This is a genomic window from Paenibacillus sp. FSL R5-0341, from assembly GCF_037975235.1.
Lineage (GTDB): Bacteria > Bacillota > Bacilli > Paenibacillales > Paenibacillaceae > Paenibacillus > Paenibacillus amylolyticus_A.
On the sequence record NZ_CP150241.1, the window covers coordinates 1775842 to 1795248 of the forward strand.

Annotated in this window: 19 protein-coding genes; 17 read left to right on the plus strand and 2 right to left on the minus strand. The window is 46.0% G+C overall.

What is annotated here, in order from left to right:
- Window positions 1-35: 35 nt before the first annotated feature.
- From MKX75_RS08110 to MKX75_RS08150, 9 genes are all read left to right on the plus strand, one after another.
- Complete coding sequence (locus MKX75_RS08110) at window positions 36-560, plus strand: YfiT family bacillithiol transferase (RefSeq protein WP_339169246.1); 525 nt, start codon at window positions 36-38, stop codon at window positions 558-560.
- Between the two features lie 37 nt (window positions 561-597).
- The gene (locus MKX75_RS08115) at window positions 598-1116 is read left to right on the plus strand and encodes a GNAT family N-acetyltransferase (protein WP_339169248.1); all 519 of its coding nucleotides are present in this window, start codon (window positions 598-600) and stop codon (window positions 1114-1116) included.
- Window positions 1117-1244: 128 nt separating this feature from the next.
- On the plus strand, window positions 1245-1628 hold the full coding sequence (locus tag MKX75_RS08120; protein ID WP_062833361.1) for a VOC family protein: 384 nt from the start codon (window positions 1245-1247) through the stop codon (window positions 1626-1628).
- 256 nt (window positions 1629-1884) lie between these two features.
- The gene (locus tag MKX75_RS08125; RefSeq protein ID WP_339170401.1) at window positions 1885-2565 is read left to right on the plus strand and encodes a class I SAM-dependent methyltransferase; all 681 of its coding nucleotides are present in this window, start codon (window positions 1885-1887) and stop codon (window positions 2563-2565) included.
- A gap of 47 nt (window positions 2566-2612) precedes the next feature.
- The gene (locus MKX75_RS08130) at window positions 2613-3377 is read left to right on the plus strand and encodes an SDR family NAD(P)-dependent oxidoreductase (protein WP_076330203.1); all 765 of its coding nucleotides are present in this window, start codon (window positions 2613-2615) and stop codon (window positions 3375-3377) included.
- Window positions 3378-3562: 185 nt separating this feature from the next.
- Window positions 3563-4252 carry a response regulator transcription factor gene (locus tag MKX75_RS08135; protein ID WP_076330204.1) on the plus strand — a complete coding sequence of 230 codons (690 nt, stop codon included), beginning with the start codon at window positions 3563-3565 and terminating at the stop codon, window positions 4250-4252.
- Entirely contained in the window at window positions 4249-5253 is a 1005-nt protein-coding gene (locus tag MKX75_RS08140) for a sensor histidine kinase (RefSeq protein ID WP_339169250.1), read from the plus strand. Before MKX75_RS08135 ends, MKX75_RS08140 begins: the two co-directional genes overlap by 4 nt.
- 116 nt (window positions 5254-5369) lie before the next feature.
- Complete coding sequence (locus tag MKX75_RS08145; protein WP_339169252.1) at window positions 5370-6125, plus strand: ABC transporter ATP-binding protein; 756 nt, start codon at window positions 5370-5372, stop codon at window positions 6123-6125.
- Window positions 6122-8047: an ABC transporter permease gene (locus MKX75_RS08150; protein ID WP_339169254.1), complete on the plus strand. Its 1926-nt coding sequence runs from the start codon at window positions 6122-6124 to the stop codon at window positions 8045-8047. The genes MKX75_RS08145 and MKX75_RS08150 overlap by 4 nt, the downstream gene beginning before the upstream one ends.
- Window positions 8048-8134: 87 nt before the next feature.
- On the opposite strand, the gene MKX75_RS08155 is transcribed toward MKX75_RS08150, so the two are convergent.
- Complete coding sequence (locus MKX75_RS08155) at window positions 8135-8461, minus strand: SRPBCC family protein (RefSeq protein WP_339169255.1); 327 nt, start codon at window positions 8459-8461, stop codon at window positions 8135-8137.
- 145 nt (window positions 8462-8606) lie between these two features.
- Here MKX75_RS08155 and pgsA point away from each other — a divergent pair, with 145 nt between their 5' ends.
- From pgsA to MKX75_RS08185, 6 genes are all read left to right on the plus strand, one after another.
- A complete protein-coding gene (gene pgsA / locus MKX75_RS08160) occupies window positions 8607-9137 on the plus strand; it encodes a CDP-diacylglycerol--glycerol-3-phosphate 3-phosphatidyltransferase (RefSeq protein WP_339169257.1) in 531 nt (176 codons plus the stop codon).
- Between the two features lie 15 nt (window positions 9138-9152).
- Window positions 9153-9578 (plus strand): GNAT family N-acetyltransferase, encoded by a 426-nt coding sequence (locus tag MKX75_RS08165; protein ID WP_339169259.1) that lies wholly within the window; start codon window positions 9153-9155, stop codon window positions 9576-9578.
- A 48-nt stretch (window positions 9579-9626) separates the two neighbouring features.
- On the plus strand, window positions 9627-10061 hold the full coding sequence (locus tag MKX75_RS08170; RefSeq protein WP_339169261.1) for a GNAT family N-acetyltransferase: 435 nt from the start codon (window positions 9627-9629) through the stop codon (window positions 10059-10061).
- A 108-nt stretch (window positions 10062-10169) separates the two neighbouring features.
- Window positions 10170-10592, plus strand: coding sequence for a hypothetical protein (locus MKX75_RS08175; protein WP_339169263.1), 423 nt, complete (start codon window positions 10170-10172; stop codon window positions 10590-10592).
- Window positions 10593-10767: 175 nt separating this feature from the next.
- On the plus strand, window positions 10768-11988 hold the full coding sequence (locus tag MKX75_RS08180) for an RtcB family protein (RefSeq protein ID WP_339169264.1): 1221 nt from the start codon (window positions 10768-10770) through the stop codon (window positions 11986-11988).
- Between the two features lie 22 nt (window positions 11989-12010).
- Window positions 12011-13189: a DUF4272 domain-containing protein gene (locus MKX75_RS08185; RefSeq protein ID WP_339169265.1), complete on the plus strand. Its 1179-nt coding sequence runs from the start codon at window positions 12011-12013 to the stop codon at window positions 13187-13189.
- Window positions 13190-13336: 147 nt separating this feature from the next.
- Here the strand turns inward: MKX75_RS08185 and MKX75_RS08190 are convergent, their stop codons facing one another.
- Complete coding sequence (locus MKX75_RS08190; RefSeq protein WP_339169266.1) at window positions 13337-14377, minus strand: LacI family DNA-binding transcriptional regulator; 1041 nt, start codon at window positions 14375-14377, stop codon at window positions 13337-13339.
- A gap of 525 nt (window positions 14378-14902) precedes the next feature.
- On the opposite strand from MKX75_RS08190, the gene MKX75_RS08195 reads away from it, so the two are divergent.
- Together MKX75_RS08195 and MKX75_RS08200 are read left to right on the plus strand one after the other, a co-directional pair.
- Window positions 14903-16282 carry an extracellular solute-binding protein gene (locus tag MKX75_RS08195; protein WP_339170402.1) on the plus strand — a complete coding sequence of 460 codons (1380 nt, stop codon included), beginning with the start codon at window positions 14903-14905 and terminating at the stop codon, window positions 16280-16282.
- Between the two features lie 126 nt (window positions 16283-16408).
- Window positions 16409-19336, plus strand: coding sequence for an extracellular solute-binding protein (locus MKX75_RS08200; RefSeq protein WP_339169267.1), 2928 nt, complete (start codon window positions 16409-16411; stop codon window positions 19334-19336).
- The last annotated feature ends 71 nt before the right edge of the window (window positions 19337-19407 follow it).

The window sequence follows — 19407 nt, forward strand, 5'->3', positions numbered from 1 at the left end:
TTATTTTCAATCATACAAACAAGGAGGAATAATGGATGGATGAAAGATTTCCGATAGGACCATTTGTACACACGGGCGAGGTTACGCCTGCACAGAGAGAGCAGTGGATTCAGGACATTGCTGAGCTGCCTGAACGCGCGCGCGAAGCGGTAAAGGGTCTGAGTGAAGATCAATTAAGTCTGCCGTACCGAGAAGGCGGATGGATGCTCAAACAGGTGATTCACCACATGGCAGACAGCCACATGAACAGCATGATTCGTTTCAAGCTGGCCCTGACAGAGGATACACCAACGATTCGGCCTTATTATGAAGAGCGCTGGGCTGAATTGAGTGATTCAAGGGAATTGGATATCGAATTCTCGCTGCAAATTCTGGATGCGCTCCATCGTCGCTGGGTGTTTCTGTTAAACGCGTTGACAGATGCAGATTATGCCAAACAATTCTATCATCCCTCATCGCAAGAAACGACGAGACTGGATTACAATCTGGGCATGTATGCTTGGCATGGCAAACACCATGTTGCCCACATCACATCGCTTAGAGAGAAACTTGGAATATAGATAAGCAATAGAGCTGTTATGAAAGGAGTGCATCATCATGACAGATATACATATACGGCTCTTAATTGAGAATGATCCACTTGTAATCTCGCAGGCTTTTCAAGCGCAGGGATGGCATAAATCTGCCGAGCAGTATTTCCATTACCTAGCTGAACAGCAAAATGGGAAACGTGTGACCCTAGTTGCGGAGTTCAATGGAGAATTTGCCGGTTATGTTAATGTATTATGGGTATCACATTATCCGGCGTTCAAGGAGCAGGGGATTCCTGAAATCAACGATTTCAATGTACTGATGAAGTTCCAGCGCCAAGGGATTGGTTCACGGTTGATGGACCGAGCAGAGGAAGTTATTCTGGAACGAACGGATGTAGCAGGCATTGGTGTAGGTGTGTTTTCCGATTATGGCAAAGCGCAAATTCTATATGCCCATCGCGGGTACATACCAGACGGTCACGGTGTACACAAACTTGATCATTACATTCAGCCGGGTGAAGAAACGATTATGGACGACGATGTTGTACTTTATCTTACGAAGAAGTTAAGAGCCGCGCAATAAGTGTAATGTGTTCTTAGTTACCAAAGAAAGATGATAAAAAAGCTGTCCTGCATGTTATACTCTATTGGAATTTGAGGAATGATAAGCAGGATGTTGAGAGATTAGATGATTAGAGGAGTGAGTCATGCATGTTTAGCAAAGTCGGACAGATTATGTTGTATGTCAACAATCAGGATGAATCATTGGCATTTTGGACGGAAATTGCGGGGTTCCATATTGTGGATGAAGTAAACCTTGACGAGGGTATGAGATGGATTGAGATTGCGCCTACCCCAAATTCGCAGACGAGCATTATTCTTCATGACAAGGCGTTTGTGGAGCGGATGTCGGCGGGTATAAATCTGGGCACACCTTCGTTAATGTTCTTCACCGAAAATCTGGATCAATTATATGCCGACTTGTCTGGTAAACATGTAACGGTTGGAGAGATTGTCGAGATGCCAACGGGGCGTGTCTTCAACTTTGCCGATAACGAAGGGAATTACTTTGCTGTACTGGAACGGGCGAAGTAAATTACAACTTAAAACAGCACTATTGCAAGCGATCGACATTCCATGTCGGTCGTTTTTTGTTGGGAAAAAGCTTATGTTTTCGAATATAAAACACAAGAAAAATAGAGAACTACTGGGTAAAAATGTTATAATAGAGTGTGGATAATTTAATGAAAATAACAAGAATTTGATAGCGGAAAATGAGGAGTGGAACGGGAATTTAAGGAGGAATGTGGTTGTGGAAAAGACGATTAAAAGTGTACAGGATCTGTATGATATGCTCGATGCCGACTTCAGATCTGCCAAGCAGTTTTGGGAGCCTTTCTATGAGGATCGGAACAGACCAATACCCTTTTTCCCAAACAAACCGGATGAAAATCTGGTAGCGCATGTGAACGCAGGTGTGCTGAGTGGTGGCAAGGCCCTGGAACTGGGTTGTGGCCCGGGTAGAAATGCATTGTATTTAACTCGCCAAGGGTATCAGGTAGATGCTTATGATCTTTCGGAGACAGCTATTGCCTGGGCTAAAGAAAGGGCGGCAGAAGAGCAACTGGATGTGCATTTTGAATGCCAATCTGTGTTCGAATTGGCACCAGAGCAAGAATATGATCTTGTCTACGACTCGGGTTGTCTGCATCATCTGTTACCACATCAGCGCATTCCTTACATAGAAATGATCCACAATGCACTCCGTCCAGGAGGATATTTTGGAATGACTTGTTTTGCTCCGGGTTTTGGCGATATTGGTGGGCCGGAGACCGTTATGAATGATTGGCAGGTGTATCAAGAGAAGTCGATGCGAGGTGGTCTTGCGTTCACGGAGGAGAAGCTTCGCTACATGCTGGAAGATGGCTTCGAATGTGTCGAGTTCCGTGCGATGAAGGCGATGGAGCAGCATGAACCGTGTTTTGGTGTACCTTTTCTATGGGCCACGTTGTGGAGAAAGAAAAACTCGTAAGAATAGACAATTACATGCAATGAAAATAGAGGAGGCGTGGTTTCGGAATGGGAACAGGAACAGGAAGAAGATACTTTATCATTACAGGCACATCCAAAGGGATCGGTTTACAACTTGCAGAGTTATTATTGGCTATGGGGGATTACGTTTACGGTATTTCACGCGGGGGTTCGGATCTGTTGGAATCAGGCGAGGGATGGAGGGGGCGTTACCGCCATGTTCAGTACGATCTTGCCGACCTGACTGGGATTGATGATTTGATTACACATGTATTGAGCCAAATTCCGTCTCAGGAAGCCGATTTCATTGGACTTATTAATAACGCAGCGATGCTAGAGCCTCTAAGACCTATCGATCAGTGCAGTTCGGCAGAGATAAGTCAAAGTCTCAACATCAGCCTCGCAGCGCCAATGATATTAAGTTCATCTTTTATTCAACAAACAAATCACCTGTCCGCCAGACGTAAAATTGTCAATCTCTCATCCGGTTCGGGAAGTTATCCCGCGCCTTCAATGGCAGTGTACTGTACATCCAAGGCAGGCATGAACATGTTCACCCAATGCGTATCCTTGGAACAAACAGGAAAACAGAACCCTGTTGAGATTATTGCTTTTGATCCGGGGATGGTCGATACCGAATTACAGGCTGTTGCACGAGGCAAAAGTGCAGAGGAGTTCGCCCTTGCAGGTATGTTCAATCAAGTATATGAAGCAGGACAATTAAGATCGCCACGAGACGTAGCGATGCAGTTGATCGAGCGGATGGACGAAAACAGTGATGCAAGCCATGTTATACACACCATTGAGAGCTAATGTGATATATGTATTTCGAATCGTTTTCTTTACGAAGTAAGGATACCTTTTGATATAAGCCCAACTTCCCTGTACACTGGAATCAGCGATTGGAAGAACGATTCGTAACGGTAAAGGTGATCCTGCAACAACGGAGTCTGATCACCTTATTCAACCTTAGAAGATCAGAAACGTGGTGAAGTCTCTTGTTTAAAATTATGCTCATTGAAGACGACGAATCATTATTCAATGAAATCAAGGAACGTTTGTCCCAATGGTCGTATGACGTGTATGGTGTGCAGGACTTTGGCAAGGTATTGCAGGAGTACAGCGTAATTCAGCCGCAACTGGTCATTATTGATATTCAGTTACCCCAATATGACGGGTTCCATTGGTGCCGGATAATTCGTTCGCACTCCAATGTGCCGATTATCTTTTTGTCCTCACGGGATCATCCTGCCGATATGGTCATGTCCATGCATTTGGGTGCAGATGATTTTATCCAGAAGCCTTTTCATTTCGATGTATTGATTGCCAAGATCCAAGCGACTTTGCGGAGGGTGTACAACTATAATACAGAGCATATAGAACTCCGAACCTGGCGCGGTGCGGCTATTGAATATGTGAAAAATACGTTGACCTGCGGGGATGAATCCGTCCTGTTAACCAAAAATGAGATGTTCATCCTTAAAGTGCTGGTCGAGCACAAAAATCAAATTGTTACCCGTGAGGATCTCATCCGGAGCTTGTGGGATCATGAGCATTTCGTGAGTGACAATACGCTCACGGTAAACGTTAACCGGTTACGGAAGAAACTTGAACCCATTGGACTGGACGGTTACATTGAAACCAAAGTAGGTCAGGGCTACATGGCAACGGAAGAGGCAGAAGCATGATCGGAAAGTACATACGAGAAAAGGCTAGCTGGTTATGGCTGTTGGTAAGCATGCAGCTCATTATCTTATTGGTGGCCTACCTGGACTCGTCCATTCCATTTCAATCTGTGATGTATATCGTAGGATTGAATGTAGTGGTATGTCTTGTTTTTATCTGGGCGAGATACCTGAAAGAAACCCGCTTTTATAAAAAGTTGAACACTTGGGATCATACCTATGATCTTGGAGAGCTTGAGATCGCCGAGAGTCCCTATGAACTCATCGTACACGAGGCTGTTACCTCCCAAACGCAGCGGTATCGTAAGGAGTCATCACATCATTTTATCGCTTTGGAACAGGAGAAGGATGAGATGTTGTCCTGGATTCATGAGGTGAAGACCCCACTGACTGCGTTGCAACTGATGATAGAGCGCTTGCCAGATGATAAGCTACAGAACCAAATGACATATGAATGGTTACGAATTCATCAGTTGCTGGATCAGCAGCTTCATCAGAAACGTATTCCGTTCATGCATAATGATCTGTTCATCGAAGAGACCGAACTTGAACCGGTATTGAATAGCGAGATACGAGCACTGAAATCGTGGTGCATTTCCAAAGGCATTGGCTTTGATGTGTCTTTAATGGTATCGCACGTGCTGACAGACAGCAAATGGTTAGGCTTCATCCTCCGGCAGTTGTTGAGCAATGCGGTGAAGTATAGTGATTCATCGGATATTCTCATTGAAAGTCGGGAACAGGATGGACACATCATACTCATGATTCAGGATCACGGGCGGGGGATTGAGGTTCAAGATCTGCCACGTATATTTGATAAAGGATTTACGTCTACCCGAGGCAGAATGGATGGGGCGGCTACCGGGATGGGTTTGTATTTGGTTCGTCAGGTGGTCCAGACGCTTCATATGAGCATTCATGTAGAATCTTCTCCTGGTGAGGGCACAACCGTCGCACTTACTTTTCCGCGAAAAAACGACATGGTGCATCTTGCAGGCGTGTGACAACAATGTCACATGCTTTTTGGTTTTGTTCGGTGAATCGCACGATAACACTGCACATCCCGCCTATGATATAGACATGAGCATTTTGCAGAAGATCTAAGAGGAGTGAGTGGGATATGTGGATACTGGAAGCCAAAAAAATTCATAAAGTCTATGGTAATAAACTGAATAAACAGGAAGTGCTGAAGGGGATCGACCTCGGGGTAAGCAAGGGAGAGTTTGTTGGTATTATGGGGCCTTCGGGTTCGGGTAAAACAACGCTGCTTAATGTACTTTCCTCCATTGATCGGGTGAGTCAGGGCACGATTGGTATTGAGGGCAAGGAATTCACTGGAATGAAGGAGAAACAGCTGGCTGAGTTCCGCAAACATCATCTGGGCTTTATTTTTCAGGAATACAATCTGCTGGATACCCTTACGGTGAAGGAAAATGTATTATTACCGCTCTCGATTACGAGCATTCCAAAGCAGGAGGCACACCGGAAGTTTGAACAGATTGCCCGTGAACTGGGAATCTACGAATTGAAAGACAAGTATCCATCTGAGATTTCAGGGGGGCAGAAGCAGCGGACTTCGGCAGCACGAGCATTTGTCCACGATCCAAGTATCATTTTTGCGGATGAGCCGACAGGAGCGTTGGATTCCAAGTCCGCTTCGGATCTGCTCGGCAAGTTAAGTGATATGAACAGCGCACGAAAGGCGACCATCATTATGGTTACCCATGATCCGGTTGCCGCAAGTTATTGCAGCAGAGTGATCTTCATTCGAGACGGTCAGATCTACACCCAGCTGAATAAAGGAGACGAGTCCCGACAATCGTTCTTCAACGATATTATCAAAACCCAAGGCGTATTGGGTGGTGTACAGCAATGAGCTTGAATTATATCATCTTCCGCAATCTCAGGAAAAATCTAAAGAATTATTATCTCTATGTATTTGCGCTTGTGTTCAGTGTGGCCTTATATTTTTCTTTTGTGACGTTACAGTATGATCCTTCCATGGATGAGGTGGCTGCTTCAACGAAAGGTGCGGCGGCTATAGGCGCATCTTCGGTACTGTTAATCGTCATTGTCGGCATCTTTTTGCTCTATGCCAATACGATCTTTATCAAGCGGCGTAGCAAAGAAATTGGATTATTTCAATTGATCGGACTGACGAAAGGCAGAATTTTTGGTATTTTGAGTGCGGAGAACAGTATTCTTTATTTTGGCTCCATGGCCATTGGTGTGTTAATTGGGTTTCTTGCGTCCAAGCTTGTATTGATGATATTGTTCAAAATTCTCGGTGTGGACGCGATTACGAGATTGTATTTCTCTCCGATGGCACTGATGCAAACGGTGATTGTCTTTACGATTATGTATTTGCTCATCATGCTGATGAACTACACCTTTATCAAGAGACAGAGCATTCTCTCGCTCTTTCGGGTGTCTGCCACTTCGGAGCAGCAGGTGCAGAAGATGTCGTTTGGACAGATGATTATTGGCGTCTTGGGTATTGCCCTGATTGTGTATGGATACTTCATGTCTGCACGGTTGTTCAGCGGTGAGGCAATGGATATGCAGCAGTTGATGTATACAATGATCCTGATTCTGTTCTCGGTCATACTGGGGACATACCTGTTCTATAAGGGTTCGGTAAGTTTTATTTTTAATCTGATTCGCAAAAGTAAAAACGGATACCTTACCATTCATGAGGTGTTGTCTTTATCTTCAATCATGTTCCGCATGAAATCCAATGCATTGCTGCTCACGATTATTACAACCGTGTCGGCGCTTGCCATTGGCATGCTGTCGCTCAGTTACATTTCGTATTATTCGGCAGAGGCGCAGGCCAAGGAAAGCTTGCCGGAGGATTTTTCTTTTGCTCAGGTGGATATGAAAAATCGCTTTGTAGCCGAGTTGGATCACAAACAGATTCCATATGAAGAGAATCACAGAGAGCCGATTTATATTGAAATTGACGCTCAAGAAGTGATGGATGAGTCCATGGCGGACCAGTACCTGCTCAGTAGTGTGGTGAGTGACAACATGGTGGATAACATTGTTCTGAAGCCAGGTGAAGTGGTTTTCATGGGATATGGAAATGCCATTCAGCAGTTGATTACCATTCAGGAGAAAGGTCCAATCGTCTTGCATGGATTGAAGCGAACGCTAGACCAGCACCTGATCGGAACCACCAAACAGGGAGTCCTTCCCGCGTACTATACTGGGGGTACACCGGTTGCGGTAGTGCATGAAACGGTATATCAGCAGCTGCGACAGGATCTCGATCCCGAGCTTCAGAAACCCGAGCGGGCTGACTACTATGGTGTACGTATTAAAAACGAGGGGCAGGCAGAAGATGCATACGCCGTATATAAGGAGCAGCAGTTGGAAGCACCAAGTTTCTCCCAGATTGAGTTCAGAAATAACCAACGTAACACGATGGGCCTAATTATGTTCATTGTTGGATTCCTTGGGTTGACGTTCTTGATCACATCGGGATGTATCCTGTACTTTAAACAAATGAATGAAAGCGAAGAGGAGAAGGGTAATTATACCATTCTTCGTAAACTTGGATTCACGCAAAGCAATCTGTTGAGAGGAATTCAGATCAAGCAGTTGTTTAACTTCGGTATTCCGCTTGTGGTGGGATTGAGTCATAGTTACTTTGCCGTGAAGTCAGGTTGGTTCTTCTTTGGTACGGAGCTGGCGACACCTACGGTCATTGTTATGATAGTCTATACATTGCTATATTCAATTTTTGGTCTGTTGTCTGTGTGGTACTATAAACGGGTGATTAAGGAAGCTTTGTAGAATTGGGATCAGGAGTATGCTGATATAGCAAAATAGGTTGAGTAAAGGGCAGCTGTAATGATTATAGACTGCTCTTTTTCTTGCTTTCTATCCCTGCTCAGAACCGGTGTTGTATTTAAGGATTGCTTTTTCAATATCGTCTCTAGTCCAGCCTTCTTCATGAGGAACGATAATATGTTGTGTGAACGTCAGCTCGGAACGCTCTCCATGAGAAGTGACTTCAACGGTAATCGTATCAACAGTTTCGCTAAATTGTGGCATCTCAAATGTAAGCACCAATCGGCTGGGTGGATCAATCTCCAAGTATTCTCCAATAGCTCTATAATCTTTCCCCTCACGATGGTCTACGATTTCCCAAGTACCGCCGACTTTGGGTTCATTCTGTACAACTTTATACAGATAAGTATAATGCAATTAGTTACTTTTGTTTAACAGGGTATCTGGAAAATGAATATAACTTCGTAAAAAAAGGATGATTACGGAATTAAGTCGAAATGATTGATAGAGCCCATGAATCTGATTCATATATAAGGTGAAACAAGGGGAGTGGAGATATCTAATGAATCTGGCAAATAAAATCACGTTGGCTAGAATCGCGTTGATTCCGTTGTTTATAATCTGTTTCCTCAATCAGCAAAGTGTGATGATTGCTCTAATTATTTTTGCAGTAGCAGCAGGTACGGATAAACTGGATGGATATGTGGCTAGAAAATATAATCAGATCACGAATCTGGGAAAGCTACTTGATCCGCTGGCGGATAAACTGTTGATTGCGGTAGCGCTCATCATGATGGTGCAGGAGAATATGATCAGTTCATGGATTGCTGTAATCATTATTGGGCGTGAAATTGTCATTACAGCGTTACGAATGGTAGCAACAGAGCAGGGTATTGCTCTTGCAGCCGATCGATATGGTAAGATCAAAATGGTGCTTCAGGTGGGAGCGATCGTTGCCATAATGCTCAACAATTATCCGTTTCAGCTACTGACTGATATCCGGGTGGACGTGGCATTATTATGGCTTGCAGCAGGTGTTACCCTCTTATCCGGGATGAATTACATTATCGTAAATTATAAACTGCTGAGATAAAGGAGTGAATAGGAGATGTTTAAAGGAAATATAACCCCAAGCACTTCAGAAGATTCGGCATATGTTCGCCAGCAATTAGTCGCATACAATGCGACCCATGTGAGCGAGGAATTAAGAAATCGGTATGAAGAATTTAATTTTAATATCAAAAATGAGGCTGGCGAAATTGTCGCAGGAGTGCTCAGTACACTTTGCTGGAACTGGCTGGAACTTGATATCCTTTGGGTGGACTCCGATCAGCGGCATCGGGGATACGGTTCCCAGTTGTTGCTTGAGGTGGAGCGTATTGCGCGCGAGAAATCCTGTGATTTTATTATGTTAAATACATTCTCATACCAAGCACCGGAATTCTACAAGAAGCACGGATATCAATTGATTACAACGATCGAGAATGCTCCAACAGGGCATTGCCATTATTATTTTAAGAAGGACCTCAATTAAGATAGAATATAGAATACCAAATAAGAGAGAACGTCAGGGGGACATAGTATGGTTACGATCAAAGCCATTGAACTACAGGATCTGCCGGGTTTAAGCGAACTGTATGATGAGTTGATAGGAACACCTTCGAACGAGCAGCGGATGAAAAAGATGTTTCATTACATACAGCAGAATGGTCATTATCACGTGCTTGGGGCATTTTACAATGGCAAATTGGTCGGGTCCGTTATGGGCATTGAGTGTATGGATCTGGTGGGTCCATGTAAACCGTTCATGGTTGTGGAGAATGTGATTGTGTCGGATCAGGTGCGCAGACAGGGGATTGGTCAGAAGTTGATGCTCCAGATTGAGCAGATTGCCAGGGATCTCGGTTGTGATTACATGATTCTAGTGTCTGGCGATCAGCGCAAGGAAGCGCATATATTCTATGAGAAACTAGGCTTCAAGGATGAGAAGGTTCAGGGTTACCGGAAGCATTTCTAATTAAACGATCAGATGAAAAGTTCTTACACAAGTGGAAGGATTACTTAATGAGCATGGCGAATAAGGCATAGTCTTAATAAAAGAGATGAATAAGAGGGAGGCACTCTCGTGTTCAAAAAATGGGCTAATGTTTTCATGATTCTGAGCCTGGTATTCGTCGTCTGTTCCCCCACTTCCCATGCGGCTGCCAAAACGGTCAAGGTAACCGTGACGCTGGTAAGCGCAGAGCTTGTGGAGAATAACTCTGTCGGCAATGAATGGGCCATCGGAGCAAGTGTGAACGGCAAAGAGTTGGAAGAGGGCTCGTCGGTTACATTAAACCTGAAATCCACAGGTACATTGAAACTGGAAGCCATCGCCGAAGAACAGGACAAGATTCCTGACTATGGGAGCAAAAGCACCAACGTCAAACTATCTTCGTTCTCCAAATCAACCAACAAGACACTTTCCGTGGTGGTCACCGAGAACAGAGGAAGATATTCTGGTAACACAGCGACTTGGGCGTTCAAGTTTAAGATTAGCAAAAAGTGAATAGGAATCAGTGTGAGAAAGGGAGCTGAGCTCTCTTTTTTGTTATGTGCAGATAATGGTGAACTGTAGGAAGACGACGTTTCGAGCAACGCTGATCTTTGTTAAACTAATGAGAATAACGGTATAGAAATATAAGATGAATTTTCAAAATAATACATAGGAGGCTAACACAATCATGCGTATCGTAGATAACATTAAAGTCTGGGGGGAGCCGCTGGAGAACGCCGTAAGTCAGGCGGTGACTTGCTCGCAATATGGAGATGTACTGGGTGTGGCTCTGATGGCCGACCATCACAAAGGTTACTCACAGCCCATCGGCGGTGTTGTCGCTTATCGGAATATGATCAGTCCGTCAGGAGTCGGATATGATATCGCCTGTGGCAACAAGGCAGTGCGCACGAATCTGATGTGGAACGATATTCGTGATCAAATAGCAACGATCATGGATGATATCAATTCGACCATTTCTTTCGGCGTGGGGCGCAATAATCCAACACCTGTGGATCATGACTTGTTCGACGATGTGAGCTGGAAGCTGTTTGATACCATTGAACCGGGATTACAGCATAAGCTGAAGACACTTGCACGCAACCAACTTGGAACCGTGGGCAGTGGCAATCATTTCGTGGATATTTTTGTAGAAGAAGCAACGGGAAAGGTGTGGATCGCGAATCATTTTGGCAGCCGCGGATTCGGTCACAAAGTGGCGAGTGGATTCCTTAACCTTGCTGCCGGACGTGAGTTCAGTGGCAAAGCTCCCGGTGAATCGATGGATCAGCCGCCTACATTGTTTGACCTGAACAGTGAAATGGGTGATATGTATTGGGACGCAATGACTTTGGCGGGCCGATATGCTTATGCAGGACGTGACTATGTCATTGAACAGGTGCTCGGAATTCTCGGGGCAAGTGCCGAATATGCCGTACATAACCATCATAATTTTGCCTGGAAAGAACAACACATGGGTGAAGAGGTAGTGGTGGTCCGCAAAGGTGCAACGCCGCTGGCACCCGGACAACTCGGTTTTGTCGGAGGAAGTATGGGTGATATCTCGGTAATTGTGGAGGGGATCCATAGCGAGGAGAATACCGAATCCTACCGCAGCACTGTGCACGGAGCAGGGCGTACGATGAGCCGAACCCAGGCGGCTGGCAAAATGAATTACAAACTGCGCACACGCATGGGCGGCGAGATTAGCGAAGCACAGATGCATGAGGCGATTCGTGCCTATGGTGTCGAGCTGCGGGGAGCGGGCACAGACGAAAGTCCGTTTGTGTACAAGAAACTGCAGGATGTACTGAACGCTCATGCGAATACGCTGAAAATTAACCATGTACTGCGCCCGGTAGGCGTTGCCATGGCCGGAGGCAATGAATTCGATCCGTATAAGGATTAGTCAGAAAAGAGGGTGAAACTTCATGAGAAATTGTGCGATATATAGCTCTCAGTTTGACCTGGATCAGCTGTTTGAAGTGGTTCAATCCATTTATCCAGAGGATTCCATTGAGCGCCGGGAAGACAAGACCCATATTCAAGTGACTCAGAAGAAATGGTTCAGTAAGAAAACAAAGGGCTTCAATATCATGACGAGCCAGACACATCCTGAGGAATTTACGACAATGATTCAGGGGATGCTTGGATTTTTGAGTCAGATTGAGGGGCGCAATGCTGCGCTCCAGGAAAAGGTACTGATCAAATGTTCCACACTGAACATGGTGGTTGGTATTGAGACGGAAGAGGATATCTCGGAAGAATTCTTTGGCGAGTTATTGCGGTTGGCTGATGCGCTGGATGCCGTCATTTTCTGGGGAGGGGGATCTCTGCTCAATGCACAAGGCCAGCTATTGCTGGATGTGAATGGTGAATCCGAAGTGGAGGATTACACGGTGACAGCGCACACCAGTTTCCTTAACGATTCCAGACCCCAATCGGAGTCTGCAATTCAACGTAAAGCGCGGTCAGAGCAACTGTTAACTGAACAAGGAGTTCCGTATAATGCGAACTTGCCCGCCAGAGCCGGAGACGAGTACACGACGATTCGAGGTGAAGCGGAAGTCGCACGACGTGCGGTTGCTTTGTGTCTTGCTGCGCTTAAGGGGGAGTGTCTGGGAGCTGGTGAAAGTGCGGAAGATACCGCAGCGTTGGTTCAGGAAGTGATCGACAAGTATGAGGCGACATCTTTCTTTTCCCCCGTAGAGAAGGCATTTATCGATCAGCACGGAGCGGAGCAGCAGGAGATCATCTCCTTCTCCTGGGGATATGAAGCCTACCACGTGATGTTGTGGGCGCTTGGTTATGTGAAGGAACTGTATGCACCAACGGAGTTGTGTAATGTAGGGAAGGATGTCGGTTATTTGCAGCAGAAGGATAGCTTTACCGACTTTCTCTCGGATGCATCCCTGCGTAGCAAGAGCGAGATTTTGGATGAAGCAGATCTGATCTACCGTTACAACTGGGTGTGTGTGGATAGTCGTGTAAATGACAGAACACCTCCCGCTGGTCTGAACGGCGGAGTGGCTTATGAGCGTCATCGTGCATTGAACTGGCTGATCTGTTATCTGGATCAGGCGTGGGATGATGTGCGTACAGATACGTAGAACGGGATGATGTGACGGCCTATTGTAATAGACAATAAATTACACAACATACAACAGTGCAAATACCCCTATAGCCGCACGAATACGGTTAAAGGGGTGTTTGGCGTGCTGTTCTGTGTGGACATAAGCTTTATTCCATATATGCTTTTATCCACTATGCCTGCCAAACTGTTCACGAATAATGACGTCAGCAAGAATTAATTTTTTCTCGACGTTGCTCTCTGGATTCGCAATGCGCCATAACATCTGATCCACTGCACGCGCACCGAGCAACTCCTTGTTCACGTTAACTGTGGCAAGTAATGGGATATTGTCGTATAGATTATCAAATCCCGTGACAACACACTGATCGGGTACACGAATACCCATACTCTCAAGGGCTTCAATGGTGTATAACCCATAGAAATCATTGGCACATACAAAAACTTCAGGCAGATTATCCTCATTGATCACCGAAGTGAACGTCTGGCGGAACTCGTCCAAGGCCTGATTACTCAGCTCAGGAATCTGGTTAACTTCCATCCCGTGACCCATGAGTACAGAAGTGTAAGCAATCCAGCGTTCATAGAAGCTATGAGCATCACTGATATTGCCGACGAACTGGAAGGTTTTGAAGCCCTTGCGGAGCAAATAGAGCATGATCTCACGCATGGATGCAAAGTTATCGGTGAATATGCTGTCGCTGTGGAAAACAGGGTCCAGATGATCCACCATCACGACCGGAATACCAAGACGCTTGATTTCAAGCAGAATTGGCGTCGAGATGGAGCCGACGGTGATGATTCCCCGAATGGCATCCGGATTTAACAAGGTGAATAACTGGTCTGCTGATGGTTCCGTTAGCGTCAGAATATTAATGCCTTTCTGATTTAGCTTGGACGAGATCCCGTTAAATACGGGTCCCCAGTATACGGATTCTTGATTTTGATAACGAACATTGGGAAATAAAATTAAGATCGTACCGCTTGAACGGGTATTCTTCGGGTCCTGAGATTCATTGCTGTTATACAGTTCACCAGACAACATGCTGTTATCTTTGAAATATCCAAGTTTGCCAGCGGCCTTGAGAATGACATCCCTCGTCTGATCGCTAACGCCTGATTTTCCAGACAAAGCCCGTGATACCGCGAATTTCGACAAACCTGTAAAATGTGCAATTTCCTGAATTGTTACCTTCGTCTTCATCATACCATCCTTACACTCGTAGTTCTGCCGTATTCCTTATTTGGAGCGATATCCAACGATTCTAGTATAGCATGATGCATTTCTCTTAATCTAATAACGGACAGAGAATTCAAAATGTTAGTGATGCACAGCATTTTAAGATAGACATTGAACATGAAGGTAAGCACATTTTTAGATAGTATGACGAATTTTGTCTTGGTAATTATTATTTTGTTATTTTTTAAAAATAACAAAATATCGAAAGTGATCCTGATTTCAATAAGCGTGTACTTAGTGGATGTACTCATGAATAAGCTGTAATACAGGAAAATTTGAGCTTAATCAGCATTTTATCAGAATAAATAGAAAATGTTAACAACAAAAATGTTGACGCTTACATTTTGCTGTGTTAAATTTTGTTTGTCAAAAACAAACAAGAAAATAACAAATGGTGGTGGTCGTTTATTTTCGATTGGTTGATGAGCGGGGTTAAGGATGTAGGGTGAACCATGATTGGTATACACATTCGGGGAGGTTGTTAAAATCATGATGAGAAGATGGAATGTTCTACCTCTGATGTTATTGGCTGTATTGCTTTTTGTATCCGCTTGCAGCGGTGGGGGAACAGCGCAGACGGGGACCGATGCAGAGGGAACGACGAACTCAGGCAACAGCACCGAAGTCGCTGAGACAGAGAAAGAAGGCGCAGCGGAAGAAGCTGTAGTGGATGTTCCTGATCTGGGTGGACGTGTCATCAAGGTTGCGGCCTGGTGGGATCTGAAACCGGCAGGAGAGACGGCCTCCGATAAGGCCAGACTCGATAAAATTGCAGAGGTCGAGAAGAAATACAACGTAAAACTGGAATTCATCAACGTACCTTTTGAAGAGTACATGAACAAATTCACAACGTCTGCACTGGCTGGCGAACCGTTCGCCGACATCGTTCAGATGGAATACAAATCCGCACTACCCGCTATCCTCAAAGGGCAACTGTTGCCCATCTCCGAATTCACTACACCTGAGAACAACATCAACCAAGAGGCTAACCTGATTGCAAAATTTCCTGCCATTGCAGGAAATGAATACGCCTTCGAATCTCCAACCAGCATTGGTCTGGGACTTCACTATAACCGTGACTTGTTCAAAAAACTGTCATTGCCTGATCCGCAAGAACTGTATAACCAAGGCGAATGGGATTGGGACAAATTCATGGAACTCGCCAAACAGGCAACCAAAGATACCAATAACGATGGCAAAATCGACGTATACGGATTCTCAGGCTGGGCCCTTGATGTCGTTCGCCATTTTACTGCAGCCAATGGTGGCACGATCGTAGATGATGCAAATAGTAAAGAAGGATTGTCTGATCCGAAAACGATTGAAGCTGCCGAATTCGTCAAACGTCTATATAACGTGGAAAATGTCGTGAAGGTCAAAACTGGCGACAAAACCAACTGGGAGGAAAGCAATACGTTCAAGGATGGAGACGTAGCGTTGTTCACCGCCGCCGAATGGCAGTTGGGCGATCTCACCTTTGCAGTCGGTGTTGTGCCGATTCCGAACGGGCCACAGGGTAGTAAAGAGGTAACCTATGCAAACAACGCGGCATCGGCGAAGTTCATTCCAAAAGGTGTGGAGGATCCACAGATCGTCTACCAAATCTATGAAGAGACCTTCGATATTCCGCAGATTGAAGAGTATCCAGGTCAGGATTATCTGGAAAGTCGTTATACCGACGAGAAGGATATTGCGATCATTCGCGAGCACATCGCTGGAACAGGCCGCATCTTGCTGGATGATGCCTACACAGGATACCCTTTCGGAGACTTTGTGAACGATATCATCAAAAACAATGCTTCCGTGACGGCAACAGCCGAGAAATATAAAGCACAGGCACAAGCGGCCATTGATAAACTCGGCAAACAATAATAACACTTATCACCAGCAAACGATTCAGGCAGGGGGCTCGTGTCGGCAATGTTGCACGGAGCCCCTTTTTCCTGAACCACCAAATCGGCATTGCTGGCATCAGCCTTGATGAGGAGGACTCGTAGGATGGCTGGAATTCTACAACGCAAGACATGGATATTGTCCACAGTGATCATCGTGGCGGCAGCCTGCATCATTCTATATGTAACTTCCGGCGCTGATGTGAAGAGTGCAGACATTCCACCTGGCAGTCTGCCTGCCATTGAAGTGGATGCAATCTTGCAGCAGACCCGGCAGAAAAAGGGTTACGAACAGTATCGATCCGGAACGGATCAGGCTTCGCAGCCGAATGTGGACATCACCATTGAAGCAGGGGATTACATAAGAACCGAAGGTGAAGACGTCCGCAAACTGACTAATTATGAGGGAATGGATGGTGTATCTCTCCATACCGGAGAGACCGGACAAGTCGATTGGACCATTAACGTGCCGGAGACCGGGCTGTATAACCTGTCCGCGATCTATTTTCCCGTTGAGGGCAAGAGTTCGGCCATTGAGCGTGCATTGTACATTGACGGTGAACTTCCATTTGCGGAAGCCGCCTATTTGCAGTTTGATCGAGTATGGGCGAATGAGAAAGATGTCGTTGAACAGGATAACCAAGGCAATGACCTTCGCCCGAGACAAGTGGAGCAACCTCGCTGGATGGAAGAAACGTTTCAGGACTCAGACGGGTACGAACAGGCTCCATTCAAGTTTTATTTGGAAAAAGGGGAACACACGCTAACGCTAAAATCATCGCGTGAACCCATGGTGATCCGGTCCATTCGTCTTTTCAATGAGAAGCCAGCCGTTCCTTACGCGGAGACTGCGGGGGCACAACAGTCGGATTCCTCCGGGCAGCCGAAGGATGTACTGATTCGCATTGAAGGAGAAGCCGCAATTGCCAAATCTTCACCTACGTTATACCCGACGAGCGAAAGGTCAAGTTCTGCTGTATCTCCTTATAGTGCTTCCCAGGTACGCATCAATACGATTGGTGGCTTTAACTGGCGTCTGCCAGGACAATGGATTGAATGGGAAGTGGATGTGCCGGAGAGCGGACTTTATCATATCGGTTTTACCGCACAGCAGAATTTTGTCAAAGGCATCTATTCTACACGCAAACTGACCATTGACGGCGAAGTTCCGTTTGCAGAGATGGCGAAAGCACCTTTCCGTTACCAAAGCGACTATCGCATTGACGTCATGGGAGGCAAGGAAGCATACAAGTTTCAATTGGACAAAGGAAAACATGTGCTACGGCTGGAGAACAGCCTCGGTGACTTTGCACCCCTTATCCGCAATGTGGAGGACAGTCTGTACAACTTGAACTCCATGTACCGACGTATTCTGATGATTACAGGCACGAAGCCTGATGAATTCCGGGATTATCGGGTGGATAAGCAGATCCCGAACCTGCTGGAAGTATTCAGCGGAGAAAGTAAACGTCTCAAGGACGTGGCTGCACAGCTTCGTCTCTTGTCAGGACAGTCCAGCGATCAGGAAGCCTTGATTAAGACGATGGCGCTTCAATTGGACGAGATGATTGACAAGCCAGATACCATTCCAAGACGGCTTGCGGCGTATAAAACCAACACAGGCGGTCTCGGCACATGGGTGCAGCAGGCACGAGAACAACCACTTGAGATCGATGCACTGTACGTCACTTCGATCGACCGCGATATTCCCGGCACAGGCATGGGGCCACTCGCGAAGCTCGGTCATGAAGCGAAGATATTCTATCATTCGTTCTTCATTGATTATAACCAGATCGGCAATGTAGCGACATCGGAAGATCAGCGGACGGTAACCGTCTGGATTGGTAGTGGACGTGACCAGGCGAATACGATGAAAGCGATGATTGACAAGACCTTTACACCAGACAGTGGTATCAATGTCAATCTGAAGCTGGTGAATATGGGAACCTTGTTGCCAGCGACTTTGTCTGGTGAAGGACCGGACGTAGCGATGCAGATCGGCAACGATCTGCCGGTGAACTTTGCGATGCGGAACTCGGCTGTAGATCTGACGCAATTCAGTGATTATAGCAGCGTGGAACAGGAGTTCAGGGAAAGTGCGATCGTGCCGTATGCCTATGATTCAGGCGTATATGCTCTGCCGGAAACACAAACCTTTAATATGCTGTTTTATCGTAAAGACGTGCTTGAAGAACTGGGGCTTGAAGTGCCTCAGAACTGGGAGGATGTTGAAGCTCTGCTCGCGATTCTGAGCAAGAATCATATGGAATTCGGTATGCCAATTGTGACCCAGGCCAATATGCAGGGTGTCAATATTCCGCCGAACTCGCAGTATGCAACGATGCTGCTTCAGAACGGAGGCGCTTTCTATCGTAACGATGACAAAGAGTCGGATCTGGATTCCCGGATCGGAATCGAGACGTTCAAGCAGTGGACGGAGTTCTATACCGATTACAAGCTGGAGCGGGAATATGATTTTGCCAACCGTTTCCGGACAGGACAGATGCCTATTGGACTAACGGATTACACCATGTACAACCAGTTGTCCGTTTTTGCACCGGAGATTCGGGGACTATGGGGATTCGTTCCTGTCCCGGGAACCGTTCAGGCGGATGGAACCTTGAATCGGGATGTACCGGGTGGAGGCAGCGCGGTCATGATGCTGGAGAGTGCCAAGGATCAGGACGCGGCGTGGGAGTTCATGAAGTGGTGGACCAGTACACCGATTCAGGCGGAATTCGGACGGGAGATGGAAGGGCTGATGGGTGCGGCTGCCCGTTATCCAACGGCCAACATCAAGGCACTGGATTCCCTGCCGTGGCCTGCGGAGGATTACGCCAATCTCAAGGCTCAATTCGAAACGGTGAAGGGCATTCCTGAAGTACCCGGTGGTTATTTTACAGGCCGCCATCTGTTCAATGCATTTTACAAAACCGTTGTTGGCCAAGTGGAAGCCAGGGAATCCATTATGGATTATACCCAATATATTCAGGACGAGATTCGCGTCAAGCGTAATGAATTTGGTCTTCCGTAAGCAGAGGGAGGGTTAATCGTGCCACAAATATCACTCCGAGACGGACAAAACAGTCCTCCTGAGAAAGCGTC